Here is a 20,846-nt window from a genome sequence, read left to right as displayed (position 1 = left end):
TTTTAAAATTTGGTATTAATTCCACATGAAATTGTTCGCGATTGCGGATAGTTGAAACTGAATTCTCTAATTCCGTTCATTCCAGACGGACTCTTTTCTTTGTACCAGTAAAAGGCATTAGAAACATCAGCAAATACCGTTAAAGTCTCTAGAAAAGTGTTTTTGATTGGTACATTGTAGCTCAGGTTAATGTTGCTTAATTTAATATAAGTAGCATCGTAAACGTATTTGCTCAAGTTAGGCAGCAAAGTGTTTCTGCTTGGAGCAGGCTGTGAAACAATATCTCCTTGATTTTTCCAGTAATCATAAGCATTTACAGACATATTTCTATTAGATAAATTGCTGTATTTTGATACAATTTCATCAGAAATCAACTTGTCTCCACCCAATTGAAATGCTCCTGTAAATGATAAAGTAATACGGTTGTTGAATGAAAAGCTATTGCTAAAACCTCCAAAAGCTTTTGGTTGCGTATCGCCAATAGGTTCCCAATCTGTTTCGTTAAATAAACTTTTCCAAGTTGGAGCATCATAAATCTGGTCACCTTTTTTAATTAAATCACGCCCTGTAGCAGGATCAACTCCAGCCCATTTTACTCCCCAGATAGTAGTAGTGCTGTAACCAATTTTTTGTGCAAGAGCGAGATTTGAAGTAGAATAATCGCTTCCTAAACCAACTAGATCGGTTACTTTATTGTCAACTGTTGAAATATTAACGGTAGTAGTCCATTTGAATTTTCCTTTCTGAAACCATTTCACTCTTGTTGTAAGCTCAAAACCTTTGTTATACATGCTTGCAGCATTTAACTGCATGCTGTTATAGCCCGTTTCGGTTGGAATATCTCGGCTTGTAATTAAATCATTTAGATCATCATAATAATATTCTAATGTTAATGCAATTGAGTTGAAGATGTTGAAATCTACACCAGCATTAAATTTTTTGTTTTTTTCCCAGCTTAAATTTCCGTTAGGTGCTGTGCTTGGTGTGGCATAAGGATTTCCGTTATAACCATTCTGGCTCACATTGTACAAACCTTTGGCACGGTAAGAACCAATTCTAGAGTTTCCTGTAGAACCATAACTTATTTTTAGTTTTAAGAAATCAATCCAAGAAGAATTGCTTAAGAAATCTTCATTAGAAATAATCCAGGCCAGACCAGCACCACTATTCAAGGCTACGTTGGTGTCATCTCCAAAAACGGAGCTTTCGTCACGCCTTAAATTGGCTAAAACAAAATATTTCTTTTTGTAATTGTAATTTAATTGTCCGAAGAATGAAACTCTCGAATTATTATTGATTTCACTTCTATAGGACTGTTTTGTTTTGGTTTCGTCCTCAGTTGTTAAAGGATTATCGTCTTGAAGTGCATCTTCCACATTATTGACAATATTTGGATTTACAAATCCAGTTCCAGAGATAAAATCAAAGTTGTTTTTTTCTTCTCCAAGTTCAAATCCTATAACTCCATCAATTGCATGGTTTTGAGTTATTTCTTTATTAAACAGCATTTGGCCTTGCCAATTCCATTTGGTGCCATTTCTTTTATTAAGGACACGTCTTCCCCAGTTTGGATAAGTGGTTCCGCCTAAAATAAAACTTCCATTGTTTTGCCCGCTTTCGTTTTCACCAGAGAAATAGCGATCTTGAACTTTATCCAAATAGTCTAATCCGAACAAAGTTGCAAAACGGATATTTTTGTTCCATTCATAACCTAGATTCAAGCTTGTAATAAGCGCTTTGGATTCGGTTATATTTTTATTTTGATCGATAGCCGCTAACGGATTTCCTCCTGTTGGGCCAATTAAACCCAGTTTAGAATACGTTCCGTCTGCATTGTATGGAGAAATTGTAGGCAGATAAGCAAAATCATAATAAATATTTGGTGCATCTTTTTTAATGTAACTTGGATTAAATGATAGATTTACATCCCATTTTGACTGTTTGTAGCCAATATTGACTCCACCATTCAGCTGTTTAGTAGTATTGCCCATTTGCGGTTCGTCAATATTCAAATAGGTGATGTTGGTACGATACGTAATTTTTGAAGTACCTCCTGAAACGGCAAAATTATATTTATTATAAATTCCGGAATTATTTAAAAGATCAAACCAATCGGTATTGATTCCGTTGTAAACAACTGGATTATAAGTGGAGCTAGTACTTTTATTGAAAGCATTATTTATTTCGGTGTATTGCTCTCCGTTTAAGTATTTAATTTGATTAATTGCAGTAGAAACTCCTAATTGATTTGAAAACTGAAATTTAGCTTTACCTTTTGTGCCTTTTTTGGTTGTAATCAAAATTACTCCGTTTGATCCATCAGCTCCGTAAATACCAACTGCCGCAGCATCTTTTAGAACCGTAAAAGAATCAATATTATCTGGCGAAAGAAAAGCCAGCGGATTTGATAAGTTTTCTCCAAGACTTCCAGTTGCTTCAAAACCGGTGGTATCAATACCTTTTTGCTCATTCATAATCACACCATCAACAATAATTAATGGTTGAGTTGAAGTTCCTAAAAGATTTCCATTTAAAGATTTTAAAGTTCCCTGACCACGAATATTTATTTTAACAGCCGTACCAACACCAGAAGTATTTTCAACCAAAACGCCAGCAATTTGCCCTTCAATCATTTTATCTACACTTTCAGAAGCCTGTTGTATGGGAATATCTTTTGCTTTTAAAGTCGAAATACTTCCCACAATTTCTTCTTTTAATTTAGTTGTGCCGTAAGAAGAAGTAATAATAACCTGATCTAATTCGTCTGTAACTTCTTGAAGATAAAAGACAAATTCTTTTTTATAACCAGCAGCTTGCGACTGCGATTCCATTCCTAAATAGGCCACTTCAAGAATTTGATCTTTAATATTATCACCTTTTAATTCGTACGCAAATTTTCCGTTTGCATCCGTTATAGCACCCATTCCTGTTCCGTTTACACGAATAGCCGCGCCAGGAAGAGGCTGTTTGTCTTTTGCACTGTAAACTGTCCCTTTAATGATGCGTTCAGTTTCTGCAACAGTAGCATTAGATTTGTCAACAGGAGTAGCATCTGTCAATAAAACCTGTTTTTTCTGAATGTAATAGGAAATATTCGTGCTCTTTAATAACTTCTTTAAAGCCGTTTCTAGAGTAGCATTAGTAACATCTAAATCGGCCAATTGATCGGTATCTATTTTTTTTGCATTATAAATGATTCTGAAATCACTTTGCTCTTCAATAGATTTGATAATTAGACTTATAGGTTTGTTTTTTGCGTGTATTGTTATGAGTTTATTCTGAGAAAATCCTTTAAATCCAGATATGAGAATGGCTAAGAAAAACAGAATTTTTCTTAAAAGGGGTGGTATCGTAAATGTCATGTTTATTTAGTTATCGCAGATTGGTAATTGTAATGGTTTTGTGTTGAATAGAATAATTAAAAGGCGTGTCGCGTTTTAGCAGGTCTAAAATGTTCTCGACACTAGATGCGCTGATATTGATAGTACCTGTAAAATTCTGTCTGGCCAAATCAGAATTTTCGTTGATAATCTCAACATCATAAGTGCGCTGAATCATTTTGGCAATTGTAGAAAATGGAGTGTCTTTAAAAGTAAGCTCGCCTTTTGTCCAGGCAACATAAAGCATTGGATCGACTTCTTTTACAAACAACTTTTTCGAATTATTCTGCCATGTCGCCATTTGGTTGGGCTTTAACAAAATAGTGTTAGAAGAATTAAGAGCTTCAGACATTTGGATGCTTCCTTCAATTAATGTACTGTTAACTGTAGGGTTTTCAGGATAAGCACTTATATTAAATGTTGTCCCGAGAACTTCAATGTCTGCTTGATTGGCATGAACAATAAACGGATGCGATTTATCTTTGGCCACCTCAAAAAATGCCTCACCGGTTAAGTATACATTTCTGTTTCCGTTTAAGCCAAACTGTTCAGGATAACGCAATATTGTTCCAGAATTTAAACTTACAGCAGTGCCATCTGAAAGTTTAAGTTTGAAACGTTTTCCGTATGGAACCGAAAGCGTATTATAAATCACTTTCTGATCCTGGACTTTACCAAAGTAAACAATTTCATTCGGAAATTTTTTAGCCACCAAAACTCCTTTGTTATTTAGTAGCTTGGTTTCTGTTTTTCCTGAGATATATTCCAGACGGCCGTCGCCTAATTCCAGAACAATTTCTTTTGGAGCATCAGATTTACTGTTAAATAGATAAATAGTTGTACCTAAACCCAGAAGCACTAAAAAAGTAGCAGCGTATTGCAAATATCTTCTGTTGCTTTTTTTGGGTTTTGTCTGGATTGCTGGAGCAGTCGCAACAAAACCAGAAGAAAGAGTGGTTAGCGCCCAAATCTTCTTAGCTTTTATAAATTGCTGCTTGTTTTCTTCCGATGCTTCGATCCAATCAAAAAGTGCCTGAACTTCTTTTTCTGAAGCTTCGTTAGAAAGGTATTTATTTATTATTTCCGATGTCATATATGCTTTTTAAAACTTCTCACCATATTAAGTACACCTCAGAATTAAAATACCCTAACTTTTTTCTTAGTTATTATAAATAAGAATGAAAATTAAGAACAGATAATCAGACAGTTTAGTTTTTAAAATCTTCAAAGCCTTTGTCATATGGGCTTCTACAGCTTTTAAAGAAATTCCTAATTCTTCAGCGATTTCTGCATTTTTTTTATTCTCAAAGCGCTTTTTAATAAAAATTTCTCTGGTTTTTGGCGGCAATTCGCTGATAGATTCCTGAATGATACGTTCTAATTCGGTTAATTCTAAAGTGTCGAACTGAATTGAGTTTAAAACTTCGATATCCAGTTCTCTTTCTTTGTGGTTTAAGAGGTCATTTTTGAATTTATTCTTCACTTTATTATGACGGATTAAATTCAAGCATTTTGATTTGGCATAAGTAAACAAGAAAGCCTGAATTCCGTTAATAGATTCCACATTTTCTCTGTTTTGCCATAGGTGTAGTAAGGCTTCCTGAGCAAGATTTTCAGCTTCGTCAGCATCATAAATAAATTGAATGCTAAAAGACTGGATTCTCCTAAAATATTTATCGTAAAAAAAAGTGTATGCACTTTCGTCACCTTCCTTAAAGGAATGGAAGAGATCTAATTCGAAACGTACATTCTTATTCATTAACGGAATTTATTTTAGCAAAGCAATAATAGTTAAATTTAAATAACTACTCAATTTTGCGCAGAAAGCGGCAAATATAAAAGTTTATTTATATTAATTCTAAATAAAATAAAATTATTGATGGTTCCGAGAAATTTTATTCAGAAAAGGTTTGATTTGGTTGCTTTTTCTAATGTTTTTTAACCGCAAAGGACGCAAGGCTTAATGTAAAACTTTGCGTAAACCTTCGTGTCTTTGCGGTTAAAAAAGGCACAGCGTTGTATAATACTTGCGCTCTTTGCGGTTTAGAAAAAACTAAAGATTGCTATACAATAATTGCAACGTATGAAAATCGGATGATCCGTCGAAATATTTATGAAGGACTTCCTGAAAAACAGGTTCTGTATTTTGAACACTGGCAAATAATGTCATACACGATTGAAGATTTTCTACATCGAGACCTTCAAAAATATCAGAAACATTTTCTTCTTTTTTAATTAGTTCAGAAGTGATTTCTATAAGATGTTTTCCTAAAATAGGATGCTCTAGAAAAGCGATCGCTTCGTCAGCATTTTTGATTTCGTAAAATTTGGATGTATCGCTTGAACCCATTCCTTTTATCTGAGGAAAGATAAACCACATCCATGGAGATTCTTTTTTACCATTTTTGATTTCGTCAAGAGCTGTTAAATACAATTTGTTTTGAGCATCAAGAAAACGAAGTAATCCATTGTTATTGTAAGCCATTATTTACGATATTTATTTGGGGATATCAGGTCATAAATCTAGTTAAAATTTGTTTACTTGTATATCATCAAATCTTTTTTTTAAAGTCAATTTTTAACATTTTAATCAGAATAATTTAAAAGAGGAATTGACGGTAAAATTTGATGTCCCGATTTTGTATTAACAGATAAAATCGTACTAAGAGTCATTTTAATTGTTATAAAACCAAGTTTTTATTGGTGTTTCTGTTATGGTTTTTCTATTTTTATGAACGGACGGTTTTAAAACGGTCTGAAAAAATAAAGTCAGATTGATATTAGCCACTTTATAATATCAATATTTTCAAACTAGGGCACGCTTCGCCCATTAAAAAATAAATGCTTATGAGAATAGGATTAATCGGATTCGGAAAAACTGGAAAATCAGTAGCCTCAATACTGTTAGAGAATAAAAGATTCAGCCTTGAATGGGTTTTAAGACAAAGTAATGTTTTGGAACACAGATCGGTTCCCGAGTTTTTTGGAATCCAGTCGGATGAACCTGGTTTAATCTACTCTAGTTCTCATACTTCTGTTGAAGAATTATTAGAAAAACATCCAGTAGATGCCATTATCGATTTTTCTTCCAACGAAGGAATTTATACTTATGGAGAAACGGCAGCGAAATACAAAGTGAAAATTATTTCTGCAATTTCACATTACAAAGAGAAAGAATTGAATTTACTTAAAAAACTAGCAGATAAAACTACCGTCTTTTGGTCGCCCAATATTACTCTAGGAGTGAATTACCTATTGTTTGCAGCTAAATTTTTAAAGAAAATAGCGCCGTGGGTGGATATTGAAGTAAATGAAGAACATTTTAAAGCCAAGGAAGGAACATCTGGAACAGCAGTAAAAATTGCTGAAGCATTGGATGTTGACAAAGAAAACATCAATGTTGTGAGGGCAGGAGGAATCGTTGGGAAGCACGAAGTCATTTTCGGTTTTCCTTTTCAAACGGTTCGTTTAATACACGAATCGATTTCAAGAGAAGCTTTCGGAAATGGAGTTGTTTTTGTAGCCGAAAATATAAAAGAGAAAGAAAAAGGACTTTATAATTTTGAAGATATTTTGACTCCTTATTTTACTGTTTAAATCAAAACAAAAAACTCGCTAAATTTTCATTTTAGCGAGTTTTTTGTTTTATATAATTAAAATATTATTGTTTACTGATTCGGATTGCTTTACTGCTTTCTTTAGTCTTTACAAAATAAATGCCGCTTGCATATTCTGAAATCGAAATGATATTTCCAAAACCTTCTTTCAATTTAGAGCCTAAAACAGAATAAACAGTCCATTCTAAGTCTTTTGACAAATGAAATATTCCTTTTGATGGATTTGGGTACACAATGATTTTCTTTGACTCTTCGTCAGGATTTTCTACTCCCAGATTGCAATTGTTTACAGTATAGAAAACTTTTTTAGTATTGCTTCCGTTTGAATTGGTAACAGTTAGCGATACTTCTCTAGTACCTTCTGTAGAAAAAATAACCGAATGCGGTCCAATTCCTGTTGCGGTGGCAGGCTGTGCATTTGTACCAAAATTCCATGTATAACTATCAATTGTGCCAGTAGAAACAGAAGTGAAGTTTACAGCAGTATTAAGACATCCAGTTTGTGGACTGAATTCGAAATCTGCAACAGGAGCAGTATTATTTCCTGATAAAACAAATTCCATCTTATTGACATTGATATCGTTTTCATCAAAATATAAAGTAATAGTATGATTTCCTTGCGTTAAAGGAATATTAGGAATAGTAACCGTCTGCCATGCCTGAAAGCCTCCAGTATTAGGAATATTTACAACTCCTGTTACATTTACTCCATCAACTTCTAAATGTAGTTTTCGAGTATTGTAAGGCGTGGCAATTCTCAAATTGACAGCGTAATTTCCTGTAGTATTTACCTTTGCGGTATATTTTAGCCATTCGTCTTTGGCTACATAAGCCAAATTAAATCCTCCTTCGTTGCAGGCTTCTGTGCCAACGCCGTCACCAGCTCTATAAGCAGTATCTCCACCGCCATTTTTATCAAGAAAAGCGCCTGGACCGACATCATAATTTTCGGCTTCAATAATTCCAGGAATTTGAGCAACAATTCCTAGATAGGGAGCATTCTGAAGCGTTATTGCATTATAAAAAGCGGTATACGTTATAGTCCCATTCGCAGGAGCTTTGAAGGTTTGATTTGCCGTTCCGCCTTGGCTCCAATGATCAAAATCGTAACGAATATTTCCAACATATTGTGGAGTAGGAGCATTTAAAGTTTGTAGCGATGCATTTGCCACAACTTGTTTTGTAGAAGGTGCAGTGACAGGTTTTTGATTGAATTCTAAATTAAGCGGAACAGGCGAACTTGTTGCTGTAACATCTACTAAATTTGGTTTGATATCGACAAAAGCAGTTCCCGTTAAACCGTTGCTGTCGGTAACTTTTACCGTAAAACGATACCAAACATTTGGTGTTTTTTCTCCTTGATTAGAAGCTGTAAAATCTCCAGATTTAACACCCTGAGGACTTGCACCTGGATGCGAATGGCCTGCACCTGGAACATCTTCATGAAAAAGATCAACGCTCCAAGAATAGGCACTTGCTGGCAGTGTCCCATCTTCAACATCTGTCGCTGAAGCCTCAAAATGAACAATATCGTCAGCGTTCCATTTTAAAGTCGGTAATGGAGAAACGATTGAAACTGTAGGCGCGTTGCTAAATTGGGTAATAGTTAGGGTTGCAGAATTACTTGTTACATTCCCTGCAGTATTCGTTACAACAACTCTGTAAGCTCCTGCATTGGCATTTGTGACGTTTGGTATGGTATAACTTGCACCGGTTGCTCCGTTGATATTTGCATTGTTAAATTGCCATTGATAGGTTAATCCAGTTCCGCTTGCAGAAACGGTAAAAGTTACTGGATTGGTTTCCATTATGCTTTGAGAAACGGGATGATTTACAATAGTTGGCGCCGCTGTTTCAATATAATCCAATTTGATTAAGGAGCCATTATTTCCGTAAGCACAATAGTAAATGTAACCATCATTTCCTAACATCATTCCCAACGCATATTGTTGCGGAGCGGTAAAGAAAGCAGTAGAAACGGGATCTGCAACAGTAGGATCAAAAGATCTTATTTCTGTTCTGACATAGTCTTTAATGATAAATTTTCCTTGAAGATTTGGGTAACGAGATATTGCCGGATTATATAAAACACCGTTTGTCAAAGCATTTCCAATACTTCCTGTTGCATAAGTAAATATTGGATTAGTAAATAAATTGGTTTCTGTTTGTTTCCCATCGCCTCCCTGTGGATGCCCCCACGCATAATTTCGAATTGTCGGATTACTGATTTCGTTTATCTCTTCCCAAGAAGTTCCAACATCTAAGACAAATAATTTATTAGCAACTGGATTAGCAACAAGTCTCCATGGATTTCTAAAACCGTAAACCCAGATGCTTTGTCTTTGTACGGAACCGCTTCCATAAAATGGATTTCCTGGTGCAGGAAGTCCGTCTTCGGTAATACGAAGAATTTTTCCCTTGTAAGTATCTAAATCTTGCGCATTTGTATTCAATTGGCTGTCACCAACCGTTACATACAAAAAGCTATTAAAGAATTTTAAGTCACCACCGTTGTGAAATCCGCCTCCAATAGGCTCCAAAAGCAGAATTTCTTGTCTGCTCACAACTTGATTGGTGTTGTTTATTTTTACTCTTTCAATTCGGTGTCGAATTACAGTTCCGTCATTAATAGAATAAAAAGCATAAATGTAGCCGTTTGTTGCAAAATCAGGATGAAGTGTAATTCCAAGTAAACCTTGTTCATTGTCTGTTACAGTGTTTACTGTAAAAACAGTCGAAACGGTATTATTTTGAAATACTTTGACAATTCCGCCTCTCTCAGCAATAAAAATTCTGCCATCTGAAGATTGTTCTAAAGCCAAACCTTCTTTAATTACGGAAGTTGGAGTTAAATTTTGAGTAATGTACTGACTGTAGGATTTTGACGAAATAAATAAACCGAGAACTATTAGTATGTGTAAAAATTTCGGTTTCCTGAAATTATAGGATAATTGTTTTTTCATAATTATTCAGAATTTTAAGATTTGGGTATTCAAAATTAATCCTTTTCTGTATAATTTTTTAAATTCAAATTTCGAACTTTTCAAAACAAAGATTATGAAATTGTAAAGCTCAGTAGGGCTCTAGGATGAGAAGTTTGCTGTAAAGTTTTTGTAGTGTTTTGTATTTTTAGGAGTATTCACTCTGGGTCTCACTTCCTTAAAAATAAAGCTTTCATGTATTCATAATTCATTTTGGCAATCGAAAGTACAGAAATACCTTGTGGACATTCGATTTCACAGGCTCTTGTGTCAGAGCAATTTCCAAAGCCTTCTTCATCCATTTGCTTTACCATTGAAATAGCACGTTTAGAAGCTTCTACTTTTCCTTGCGGCAATAATGCTAGATGTGTTATTTTGGCACCAACAAACAAAGCAGCACTAGCATTTTTGCACGAAGCAACACAAGCTCCGCATCCAATACATGCAGCGGCATCGAAAGCGGCTTCTGCAGTTTCATACGAAATCGGAATGCTGTTTGCTTCTGGCGCCTGACCTGTTGAAGCTCCGATAAATCCGCCTGAAGCGATAATAGAATCAAACGCTTTACGGTCAATTTTTAGATCACGTAAAACAGGAAAAGCTTTCGCGCGAAAAGGCTCAATATATATCGTGTCCCCGTCTTTAAAACTTCTCATATGAAGCTGGCAGGTTGTAGTATTTTTAAGAGGCCCATGAGCACGTCCGTTTATCATCACGCCACATTGTCCGCAGATTCCCTCGCGACAATCATGGTCAAACTCAATAACGCGTTCGCCCTGCTGAATAAGCGATTCATTCAATAAATCCAACATCTCCAGAAACGACATATGCTCTGATACTCCATCAATTTCATAATCTGTCATTTCTCCTTTCGTAGAAGAATTAAACTGTCGCCATATTTTAAGATAAAGTTTCATGGGGTTTTATGTTTTTTTGGTTTCAGGTTTCGAGTTCCAAGTTTCAAGTTTCAAGTTTCAAGTTTCAGGTTTCAAGTTCCAAGTTTCAAGTTTCAAGGGTTCCAGTTTTAGTCTTGCCTCTTGCTTCTTTGCTCTTTTTCACATCTCACAATTCACATCTCATAACTCATAATTCTATTTATAACTCCTCACGGCAAGTTCAACCGCTTCAAAAGTCAATGGCTCTTTATGAAGTTCGGGTTGGTTATTTAATCCTTTCCATTCCCAAGCCGATACGTAGCAGAATTCTTTGTCGTTACGAACAGCTTCTCCGTCTGCGGTTTGGTATTCTTCTCTAAAATGAGCACCGCAAGATTCTTCACGCTGTAAGGCATCATAACACATTAATTCGGCTAATTCAATATAATCGGCAATTCGGCCAGCCTTTTCCAGTTCGCTGTTTAAAGTATTATCACCTGTAATTCTGAGGTCTTTTTCAAATGAAGCTTTAAGTTGTCTAATCTCGATTATAGCTTCCTCTAATTTTTCTCTGCTTCGCGAAAGGCCGCATTTTTCATAAAGAAGACGCCCGATTTTTTTATGGAAATAATCTGCAGAAAGTGTTCCGTTGGTATGCAGGAAATGATCCAATTGTCTTCTCACAGCCTTTTCTGCTTCCTCAAAAGCGGGATGCGAAATATCCGATTTCGGTAAATTTAATTCGCCAGCCAAGTAGTTTGGAATCGTATAAGGTGCAATAAAATAGCCATCTACACAAGCCTGAAGCAGCGAATTGGCACCAAGACGATTTGCTCCATGATCGGCAAAATTAGCTTCGCCTAAAGCAAATAAACCAGGAATTGTGGTCATCAATTCATAATCAACCCAAAGTCCGCCCATGGTGAAATGTGCAGAAGGCGAGATGAGCATCGGTTCTTTATAAGCGTTTATGCCCGTAATTTTTTCATACATAGCAAAAAGGTTGCTGTATTTGGCTTCGATTGTACCTTTTCCTTGTGCTTTTATGGCATCCGAGAAATCGAGATAAATCGCATTTTTCATTGGTCCAACGCCATGACCAGCGTCAATTCTTTCTTTTGCAGCTCGCGACGAAATATCTCGTGGCGCTAGATTTCCAAAAGAAGGATATCGGCGCTCTAAATAATAATCGCGCTCTTCTTCTGGAATAGCATTTGCATTTCGATCGTCTGCCGCTTTTTTAGGAACCCAGATTCGACCGTCATTTCGTAGCGATTCCGACATTAAAGTCAGTTTAGATTGATTTTCTCCATGCTGCGGAAGAGAAGTAGGGTGAAACTGAATCCAGCTTACGCCCGCCATAAAGGCGCCTTTTTTGTGTGCTCTCCAAATTGCCGAACTGTTGCAGCCCATAGCAAGAGTAGACAGATAATATACTTTTCCGTAACCGCCAGAAGCCAATACAACGGCATCGGCAGCGTGACGTTCTAAAATTCCTGTTTCAAGATTTCGTGCAATTATTCCTTTGGCTTTGCCATCAATAACCACCAGTTCAAGCATTTCATGACGTGTATATAAATCTACTTTTCCTAATGATGCTTGACGTTCTAAGGCTTGATATGCGCCTAATAAAAGTTGTTGTCCTGTTTGGCCTCTAGCGTAGAAAGTTCTAGAAACCTGAACACCTCCAAAAGATCTATTGTTTAAGTAACCCGCATATTCTCTTGCAAAAGGAACGCCTTGCGCAACTGCATGATCGATAAGGTGAGCCGAGCATTCCGCTAAACGATATACATTGGCTTCACGAGATCTAAAATCGCCCCCTTTTATAGTGTCGTAAAACATTCTAAAAATGCTGTCGCCATCGTTTTTGTAGTTTTTAGCAGCATTTATTCCTCCCTGAGCGGCAACAGAATGCGCGCGCCTTGGAGAATCTTGAAAACAAAAAGATTTAATGTTATAACCTTGTTCAGCAAGCGAAGCCGCACAAGAAGCACCCGCGAGACCTGTCCCGACTACTATAATGTTTAGTTTTTTTCGATTTGCAGGGTTAACCAGTTTGGCTTTAGATTTATAAAGACTCCATTTATCTGCAAGAGGGCCATCGGGTATTTTTGATTTCATCATTTTTATTGTTTTAAAATGAATGGATACAAAAGTTTAAATAAAGCTAGGCTTTAATGGACTCTAATTTAGTGTAAAAATCTTATAAATAAAATTATTGACTCTTGATTTTCATTGCTTTATTGAAATTTATATGGTTTTATAAATTAAGTATTTGATATATCAATTAAATAATTATATTTGATATGTCAAATAAATTGATTGAAATGAGAAATAAAACACCAACAGGCACAGTACTTTATACTATTGAACAAGCAATAAAAGAGTACAGGAAAATTTGCCAGAAGAATATTCAAAAGGTAGTCAATGATATTACAGTTGATCAATGTTTGGTATTAATTATACTTAATGATAATTCAAATATTTCTCAAATAGAGATGGCGAGACTCCTTTTTAAGGACAATGCTTCTGTTACCAGAATTATTGAATTAATGGTTAAAAAAAATTATATCATAAGAGAAGAGAATGAATTAGATAAAAGGAAATCAAAGCTCGTAATAACTGAAAAAGGTTTGCATACAATAGATTTGCTAACTCCTGTATTTAATTTGAATCGAAGAACGGCACTCGATGGTTTGTCTGAAGAAGAAATTGAACAGCTTGATCAAATTCTAAATAAAATAATTTCAAATTGTAAAACGGTATAAAAATGATAAAACATATTGTACTATTATTATGGGGCCTCTCGATTGGACTGAATTCACAGAATGTAAGAGCTCAAAAGGAAGAAACTAATTTATCAGACTTAAATAAAAAGCAGATTATAGATTCGCTATCCAAAAAGCTAGAAGAATTTTATATAAAACCAAAAGCAATAGGAGAGATATCTAAAAAGCTGAATGAAAATTTAAAAAAAGGAATCTATAAAAATATTTTGCTTCCAAATGAATTTGCTTCAAAGCTTAGTGCAGATTTAATAGAAGCGAGTAAGGATCTGCATTTTAGAGTTATGTATGAGCCAACTTGGGTAGAAAGCCAGCAAAAAATCAAAGAAAAAGAGACGCAGGAAAAGCTTAAGGCAGAAGAATTAATAGAAGCTAAAAAGAAGAATTTCGGCTTTCTGCAAGTTAAAATTTTGGAAGGAAATATTGGTTATTTAGAATTTAATTATTTTGAAGATCCTGCAATTGCAAGTGAAACTGTTGCATCAGTAATGCAATTTCTTAATAATACAGATGCATTAATTATTGACTTACGTAAAAATAATGGCGGTGCTATGGAAATGGGACAATTCATCAGCAGTTATTTTTTCTCCAACAAAGAATTACCGCTTTATAAATACTATTATTTTGAAGAAAAGAGAAAAAAAATAGAAAGAGAAATGTGGCTGTTGCCATCAGTTCCTGGAAAACGATTAGATACAGTTCCTATCTATATTTTAACAAGCGGTGGCACTTTTTCAGCTGCCGAATGGATGAGTTATTCACTTCAAAATTTAAAACGTGTTACGATAGTAGGCGAAAAAACAGCTGGAGGCGCTCATCCTATTACAAGAACGGTATTGGCTGATGGCTTTTCTGTAAATATTCCGTTTGGAGAGGTCAAAGATCCAATTACCAATATGGATTTTGAAGGAAAAGGAGTTATGCCTGATGTATTATGTAAAAGTGAAGAAGCAATAAGTACGGCTCATTTATTAGCCTTGAAAAATTTGTCGCAACAAAATAAAGATGCTCTAAATGATCTTGATTGGTTTGCTCCAGTTGTCAAAAACAGACAGAAACCTTTTGTTGTTAATAGCGAACTTTTAAAATCTTATGAAGGTAAATTTGGAAAGTCTGAATTGGTATTTGAAAAGACGAATCTTTATTTTAAATGGAACAATATAATCACACTTTTATTGACACCGTTAGAATCTGATTTATTTATAGTTGATGGAACTGATGATTATCGTATAAAAGTTGTAGTCGAAAATAACTCCGTTACTGCAATCAAAAGAATCTATCGTAATGGGCAGGAAAGAATCTATAAGAAAGATTAAGTTTCGAAATCTTGACAAACATAAAAACTCCAAGTTTATAGGGCTTGGAGTTTTTTATTTACCTATAATCTCTTTTCGATACAATGTTCTCCAGTCTTTTAAGGCCATAATTACATTTGTAAGCGATTTGCTGTGTTCTGTTCTCGAATATTCTACTGTTGGCAGAAAAGTATCATAAACTGTTCAAAGATAACTATAGTTGGTTTTACTTTTCAATAATCATCGTTACGCCTTGCCCACCTGCGGCACAAATAGAAATTAATCCTTTTCCAGAGCCTTTTTCGTTTAGTAATTTGGCCATGACGCCAATAATTCTTCCGCCAGTTGCTGCAAAAGGATGCGCGGCGGCTAAACTGCTGCCTTTTACATTTAGTTTATTTCGGTCTATGGCTCCTAATGCTTTTTTTAGACCAATTTCGGCACTCAATTCAGGACTTTCCCAGATTTTTAAAGTGGCCAAAGTTTGCGCTGCAAAAGCTTCGTGAATTTCATAATAGTCGAAATCTTGAAGGTTTAATTCGGCTTTTTCCAGCATTCTTGAAGCAGCAAATAAAGGTGCCAATAAAAGATTCTGTTGATTTTTCACATATTCTATTGCAGCGATTTCACCAAAAGTTATATAAGCCAAGATTGGTAGGCCTTGTTCCTTTGCCCATTCTTCACTGGCTAAAAGAATACAAGAAGCTCCGTCTGTTAAAGGTGTCGAATTTCCTGCAGTTAAAGTGCCATTTACTTTGTCAAAAGCAGGTTTTAATTTGGCCAATTTCTCAATTGTACTGTCTCTTCTCAGATTGTTGTCTTTTTCTAATCCGTTAAAAGGGGTAATCATGTCATCAAAAAAGCCTTCATCATATGCTTTTGCCATATTCAAGTGACTTTTCAATGCAAATTCATCTTGTTCTTCGCGAGATATCTTATAGTATTTTGCCGTGATTTCGGTATGTCCGCCCATAGAAAGTCCTGTTTGTGATTCTTCATTGCGAGGAACCAAAGGAGATAAATCTTTCGGACGAAGTTTTAAAAAAGTTTTAATTTTTGCTCCTAATGATTTTGCCTGTCTTGCTTCTAAAAGGATTTTTCTAAGCTTCTCACTCACCGCAATTGGCATATCGCTAATAGAATCTACGCCGCCAGCAATTCCAGAATCAATTTGTCCGAGTGCAATTTTGTTGGCAATATAGATGGCACTTTCAATTCCAGTATCGCATGCTTGCTGCAAATCGCATGCAGGAGTCGCAGGATCAAGGCTGGTTTGCAGAACACATTCGCGAATTAAATTATTATCGTAAGTATGTTTGATTACAGCGCCTCCAGCAACTTCACCCAATAATTTTCCTTTCAGATTGTATTTATCAATAAGACCATTGAGTGCAGCGATCATCATTTCTTTGTTTCCCACATTTGAATAGGCCGTATTGGCTCTTGCAAAAGGAATTCTGTTATAGCCCACAATGGCCACTTTTCTTATTGTATCTGGTTTCATATCAAGGAGTTATTTGTTTGTTTTTTTTTGAAGTTTAGAGTTATAAAGATAGAAATAGATTTTGGTTTGCGACTTAATGCAGATTAATATTATCTGAAAGTAAGGGAGAAACCTTGATTATCAAATTTAGGAAGTCTTTTGTTATAAATCATTATATTTATTTAGAATGAATTAAAATAATTTGGAAAAGTTGAGATTAGCACATACTTTTGTCGCTCAATTTAAAATCAAAACCAAATGAAAATAATAATTAATCCAAGGGTTTATTTTTTTGTGCTGTTTTTTAGCTCATTAAATGTAATGGCGCAACAGCATGGAACTGTAAACGGAAAAGTTTCTTTGAATGGCAATAAACCAGCAGAAAATATTGCTGTAGCTCTAAAGGGAACAAAATATTCAGATATTACAACGGTTTCGGGGCATTATGAAATTAAAAATATAAAACCAGGTACATATACTATTGTATTAAACGGAGTAGGAATTCAGCCTATTGAGGATAAAGTTGTAATCAATTCCAAACAAATCACAACAAAGAATTTTTCTCTTTCTGAAAGTCAGGAAGACTTGGATGAAGTCGTTATTAAAAAGAATAAATACAAGCAAGACAAACCTTCTTTGTCATTACGTGTTCAAACTCCAGTTTTAGAAATTCCGCAAAACATTCAAATTGTGAGCAGTCAGACTTTAAAGGATCAGCAGATTACAAGTATGAGCGATGGAGTAATTCGTAACGTTAGCGGTGCAGTTCGTTTGGAGCACTGGGGCGATTTGTATACAAATATTACCATGAGAGGTTCTCAAATTCAAGCTTTTAGAAATGGTTTTAATGTTGTTTCTTCCTATTGGGGACCTTTAACAGAAGATATGAGTTTTGTAGATCATATCGAATTTGTAAAAGGGCCTGCAGGTTTTATGCTCTCTAGCGGAGACCCAAGCGGATTGTATAATGTGGTGACTAAAAAGCCAACAGGAGTTACAAAAGGTGAGGTGAGCGTACTTGGCGGAAGCTACGATTTTTATAGAGTAAGCGTTGATTTTGACGGGAAATTGGATAAAAAAGGAAAATTATTATACAGATTTAATGGAGCAGCACAAAAGAAAGGTTCGCACCGTCCGTTTGAACATAATGACCGTTATGTAATTGCTCCAGTCATTTCCTATCAAATCGATGATAAAACAAAAATTACTGCGGAATACAATTTCCAATATGCAAATATGACAGAGATTGGTTCTTACTATGTTTTTGGTCCTAAATCTGATGGATATGCAACGCTTCCTGTTGGATTTACAATGACGCAGCCTGGTCTTCCAGATACCAATATTCAGGATCATAGCGGTTATTTGCAATTTGAACACAAATTTGATGAAAACTGGAAACTTACTACTCAGACTTCTTATTTTAAATACATTCAGCAAGGTTACAGTTCATGGCCTAGTGCTGTTGGTCCTAACGCAGCAGGAACACTAGATAAAGGAGATATTATTAGAAATGTTGGCATTTGGGATGCGGATAGTAATATGTATTTGGGACAAATATTTGTGAACGGAAAATTCAATACCGGAAATGTTTCGCATAAAATATTAGGAGGAGTAGATTTAGGAAGCAAAGATTATATGGCAGATTGGGGACAATCGCATGATTTAGATACATACGATAATCCGTTTAATCTTTATAATCCAAATTATGGTACACCATCTAACGGATTCCCAGTTTTTGATCATGATACACCTTTAAGCCAAAGAGCCGGAGGACATTATGGTTCAGAATACGCGGCTGGTTATATTCAGGACGAACTTGGCTTTTTTGAAAACAAATTAAGAGTAACGCTTGCGGCAAGATATACATGGATTAGCCAGACTAGTAGCTATTATGAAGAAAAGGCAGATAGCCACATAACACCGCGAGCGGGAGTTAGTTATTCTATAACAGATGATTTTGCCGTATATGGATTGTATGATCAGGCCTTTACGCCTCAGTCAGGAGTCGTGAGAGAGGGGGATATAAAACCGCTTACAGGAAATAATGTTGAATTTGGACTTAAAAAAGATTGGTTTGATGGTTCTTGGAATACCAGTTTATCGGTTTATACTATTTTAAAGAAAAATGAACTTACCGCCGATCCTACAAATAAGCCAAACGAACAGTACAAAGTTGTTCTTGGAGAGAAAAGGGCTCAAGGTGTAGAATTTGATGTAAGAGGAAAACTATTTGATGGTCTTAACCTTATTGCCAATTATGCTTTTACAGAATCTATCGTTAAAGAATCTAATGTGCCATCTATTGTAGCAGGTTCAATTGTTCCAGGTTATGCCAAACACACAGCAAATGCATGGTTAAATTATACGCTTCAGCATGGTAAATTAAAAGGTTTCGGTGCTTCTATTGGAGGGACTTTCCTTGACGGACGCCAAACTGATACTTGGAGTGTGGGGACTCAAAAATTACCGTCTTACTTTAAATTGGAGGGAGGTTTATCTTATGAAACAGGTAATATCAAAGTTACAGCAAACGTATTCAATATTTTAGATAAATATCTTTATAGCGGTTCGTACTATGAATGGCTAAGTGCTTATTATTGGCAGACTGAAGCACCAAGAAACTTTAGGGTTGGGGTTACTTATAAGTTTTAGTTTTTTTTAAGTTGCTAAGATGCTAAGGTTCTAAGGTGCTAAGATTTCTAGTAACAAAGTAACAAAGTAACAAAGTGACAGAGTTACAAAGGTTTTATGAATTGCCTCCAGTTTTAACTGGAGGTTTCCAATTAAGATTGAGAAAAGGCTTTAGCCAAACTTTGTTAGTTCGGCTAAAGCCTTTTCTTTTCTGCTTTATTTCATCCAGCTAAAGCTGGACGCTACTCAATTATTTTTGAGGTTCTGAGGTGCGAAGGTTCTGAGATACTAAGATTTCTAGTAACAAAGTAACAAAGTGACAGAGTTACAAAGTAGCAAAGGTTTTATGAATTGCCTTCAGTTTTAACTGGAGGGGGCAAATTATGAATTGAAAAAAAGCTTTAGTCAAATTTATTGATAGTTTGGCTAAAGCCTTTTTTTCTGCTCTATTTTTCATCCAGCTAAAGCTGGACGCTACTCAATTATTTTTGAGGTTCTAAGATGCTAAGTTTCTGAGGAACTAAGATTTCTAGTAACAAAGTAACAAAGTAACAAAGTGACAAAGGCTTTATGAATTGCCTCCAGTTTTAACTGGAGGTTGCAAATTAGGGATTAAAGAAAAAGGCTTTAGCCAAACTTATAGATGGTTTGGTTAAAGCCTTTTTGGATTAAAATTCCTTTTATTTGCAGAAAAAACTATCCTTTCTTAATCAAAGGAATCAGTTTTGTTCCAATTAATTCTATTGCATTTATTAATTGTTTGTGTGTCAATCCAGCATTATCCATTTGAAAAGTGAATCGATCGACTCCGCCAAGCGCTTCACTGTGACGAAGGATTTTCTCGGCTGCTCTTTCTGGACCTCCAACGATTAAGACGCCTAAATCATCAATTAGACCGTCAAATTTGCCCTTGGTTACAGGAGGCCAGCCTCTTTCATATCCTAATTTAGTCCATAATTCGGCATAACCTGGATAATAATCTGCAATGGCACTTTCTGTTGTTGTGCCCACATAACCTGGCGAATGCAAACCGACTTTCAGTTCTTCTGGCTTGTAACCCGCTGCCTGTCCCGCTTGGCGATATAAATCGACTAAAGGTTTAAAACGATGCGTTTGTCCGCCAATAACGGCAACCATTAGCGGAAGTCCAAGCGAACCCGCTCTGATGAAAGATTCAGGTGTTCCGCCAACTCCAAGCCAAATAGGCAATTTCTCCTGTAAAGCTCTCGGATAAACTGGAAGATTGTTTAATGCAGGACGAAATTTTCCTTCCCAAGTCACAAACTCGTTATCGCGAATCTGCAAAAGCAAATTTAGTTTTTCGCTGAAAAGCTTATCATAATCATTCAGATCAAATCCGAAAAGGGGATAAGCTTCAATAGCAGAACCACGACCTGCGACGATTTCTGCTCTTCCTTTCGAAATTAAATCTAAAGTTGCAAAGCTTTGATATACACGCACAGGATCTGCCGCACTCAAAACCGAAACAGCACTTGCTAAACGTATATTTTTTGTTCTTGCCGCCGCTGCACTTAAAATAACAGCCGTAGCAGAATCTAAAAACTCTTTTTTGTGATGTTCTCCAATTCCGAAAACATCAAGACCAGCTTGATCTGCAAATTCAATTCTCTGCAAAAGCTGCTCCATCGCGTCAACACTGCTCAAAGTATTGTTGTCGCCATACATTGCCGAAGCAAAACTGTCTATTCCTATTTCCATGTCCTTAACTTTAAATTCCAATTTTTAAATCCCAAATTCCAAAATCTGCAATCTACAATCTAAAATCTATAATTTT

13 protein-coding genes and 1 pseudogene are annotated in these 20,846 nt (G+C 35.6%); 4 read left to right on the top strand and 10 right to left on the bottom strand.

Features of this window, described 5'->3' with window-relative positions:
* Window positions 1–2: 2 nt before the first annotated feature.
* From J7574_RS13060 to J7574_RS13045, 4 genes are all read right to left on the bottom strand, one after another.
* The gene (locus J7574_RS13060; RefSeq protein WP_290968928.1) at window positions 3–3,362 is read right to left on the bottom strand and encodes a SusC/RagA family TonB-linked outer membrane protein; all 3,360 of its coding nucleotides are present in this window, start codon (window positions 3,360–3,362) and stop codon (window positions 3–5) included.
* A gap of 10 nt (window positions 3,363–3,372) precedes the next feature.
* Window positions 3,373–4,473 (bottom strand): FecR domain-containing protein, encoded by a 1,101-nt coding sequence (locus tag J7574_RS13055; protein ID WP_290968926.1) that lies wholly within the window; start codon window positions 4,471–4,473, stop codon window positions 3,373–3,375.
* Between the two features lie 66 nt (window positions 4,474–4,539).
* Window positions 4,540–5,139 carry an RNA polymerase sigma-70 factor gene (locus J7574_RS13050; RefSeq protein ID WP_290968923.1) on the bottom strand — a complete coding sequence of 200 codons (600 nt, stop codon included), beginning with the start codon at window positions 5,137–5,139 and terminating at the stop codon, window positions 4,540–4,542.
* Between the two features lie 294 nt (window positions 5,140–5,433).
* Window positions 5,434–5,865, bottom strand: coding sequence for a DUF1810 domain-containing protein (locus tag J7574_RS13045; protein WP_290968921.1), 432 nt, complete (start codon window positions 5,863–5,865; stop codon window positions 5,434–5,436).
* Between the two features lie 362 nt (window positions 5,866–6,227).
* On the opposite strand from J7574_RS13045, the gene J7574_RS13040 reads away from it, so the two are divergent.
* Window positions 6,228–6,977: a dihydrodipicolinate reductase C-terminal domain-containing protein gene (locus J7574_RS13040; RefSeq protein ID WP_290968919.1), complete on the top strand. Its 750-nt coding sequence runs from the start codon at window positions 6,228–6,230 to the stop codon at window positions 6,975–6,977.
* Between the two features lie 64 nt (window positions 6,978–7,041).
* Here the strand turns inward: J7574_RS13040 and J7574_RS13035 are convergent, their stop codons facing one another.
* From J7574_RS13035 to J7574_RS13025, 3 genes are all read right to left on the bottom strand, one after another.
* Window positions 7,042–9,960 carry a PQQ-dependent sugar dehydrogenase gene (locus J7574_RS13035; protein WP_290968917.1) on the bottom strand — a complete coding sequence of 973 codons (2,919 nt, stop codon included), beginning with the start codon at window positions 9,958–9,960 and terminating at the stop codon, window positions 7,042–7,044.
* A 188-nt stretch (window positions 9,961–10,148) separates the two neighbouring features.
* Window positions 10,149–10,895: a succinate dehydrogenase/fumarate reductase iron-sulfur subunit gene (locus J7574_RS13030; protein WP_290968915.1), complete on the bottom strand. Its 747-nt coding sequence runs from the start codon at window positions 10,893–10,895 to the stop codon at window positions 10,149–10,151.
* Window positions 10,896–11,069: 174 nt separating this feature from the next.
* A complete protein-coding gene (locus J7574_RS13025) occupies window positions 11,070–12,980 on the bottom strand; it encodes a fumarate reductase/succinate dehydrogenase flavoprotein subunit (RefSeq protein WP_290968912.1) in 1,911 nt (636 codons plus the stop codon).
* Between the two features lie 203 nt (window positions 12,981–13,183).
* On the opposite strand from J7574_RS13025, the gene J7574_RS13020 reads away from it, so the two are divergent.
* Both J7574_RS13020 and J7574_RS13015 read left to right on the top strand, forming a co-directional pair.
* Window positions 13,184–13,624 carry a MarR family transcriptional regulator gene (locus tag J7574_RS13020; RefSeq protein WP_290968909.1) on the top strand — a complete coding sequence of 147 codons (441 nt, stop codon included), beginning with the start codon at window positions 13,184–13,186 and terminating at the stop codon, window positions 13,622–13,624.
* A gap of 2 nt (window positions 13,625–13,626) precedes the next feature.
* Window positions 13,627–14,958 (top strand): S41 family peptidase, encoded by a 1,332-nt coding sequence (locus J7574_RS13015; protein WP_290968906.1) that lies wholly within the window; start codon window positions 13,627–13,629, stop codon window positions 14,956–14,958.
* 54 nt (window positions 14,959–15,012) lie between these two features.
* On the opposite strand, the pseudogene J7574_RS13010 reads toward J7574_RS13015, so the two are convergent.
* Together J7574_RS13010 and J7574_RS13005 are read right to left on the bottom strand one after the other, a co-directional pair.
* A pseudogene (locus tag J7574_RS13010) lies at window positions 15,013–15,126 on the bottom strand (winged helix-turn-helix transcriptional regulator); the annotation flags it as partial.
* Window positions 15,127–15,163: 37 nt separating this feature from the next.
* The gene (locus tag J7574_RS13005) at window positions 15,164–16,441 is read right to left on the bottom strand and encodes an acetyl-CoA C-acetyltransferase (RefSeq protein WP_290968903.1); all 1,278 of its coding nucleotides are present in this window, start codon (window positions 16,439–16,441) and stop codon (window positions 15,164–15,166) included.
* 237 nt (window positions 16,442–16,678) lie between these two features.
* Between J7574_RS13005 and J7574_RS13000 the strand changes: the two genes are divergently transcribed.
* A complete protein-coding gene (locus tag J7574_RS13000; RefSeq protein WP_290968900.1) occupies window positions 16,679–19,072 on the top strand; it encodes a TonB-dependent receptor in 2,394 nt (797 codons plus the stop codon).
* Window positions 19,073–19,747: 675 nt separating this feature from the next.
* Here J7574_RS13000 and J7574_RS12995 read toward each other — a convergent pair.
* Window positions 19,748–20,770, bottom strand: a complete 1,023-nt coding sequence (locus tag J7574_RS12995) for an LLM class flavin-dependent oxidoreductase (RefSeq protein WP_290968898.1) — start codon at window positions 20,768–20,770, stop codon at window positions 19,748–19,750.
* Window positions 20,771–20,846 lie beyond the last annotated feature (76 nt).

Origin of the sequence: Flavobacterium sp. (assembly GCF_017744675.1) — a bacterium.
Taxonomy (GTDB): Bacteria; Bacteroidota; Bacteroidia; order Flavobacteriales; family Flavobacteriaceae; genus Flavobacterium.
This window is presented reverse-complemented; position numbering and strand designations above follow the sequence as displayed.